1 protein-coding gene is annotated in these 405 nt (G+C 58.5%); it reads left to right on the forward strand.

Annotated features, from left to right (window positions below; translation table 11 throughout):
* Nucleotides 1-31 precede the first annotated feature (31 nt).
* A partial coding sequence (locus EOA32_RS38000; protein ID WP_145971546.1) for a hypothetical protein occupies nucleotides 32-405 on the forward strand: 374 nt, incomplete at its 3' end.

The raw sequence follows: 405 nt of genomic DNA on the forward strand, positions 1-405 counted from the left end.
GCACCCTATAGGGATCGTCAACAGGAGCTATTTGACAACTCTTGCTCTTGGTGGCTCTGCAATCACTCTGATGCTTGCGTTTGCCCCACCGATTGTGCTGCGGCTGTCCGCTTCGGTTACGGCCCTCAATGCTATCGCTTGCTTCCTGGATGTGCTTTTCACCCATGGCTTTACCACTACGGTTGGCCGTGCTGCGGGGTTAGCAGTCAACCCGAATGTGGCCGCTGCGGGACTCTTGCTCGGCGGCGCGGCGAGCTATCGCGCCGTACCCAAGGAATGGCGCCCTGGTTTTCTCGTCCTGGTTGGTGGGGCGCTTGCAATCACCTTGTCCCGCTCCACCATTCTTGCCGCCGTCGCCACCGTCTTCCTTCCAAGTACGGTTGGCATCTGGCAATATTACAGAGC

The sequence above is a fragment of the Mesorhizobium sp. M1A.F.Ca.ET.072.01.1.1 genome (genome assembly GCF_004023325.1).
In the GTDB taxonomy this organism is placed as follows: Bacteria; Pseudomonadota; Alphaproteobacteria; order Rhizobiales; family Rhizobiaceae; genus Mesorhizobium.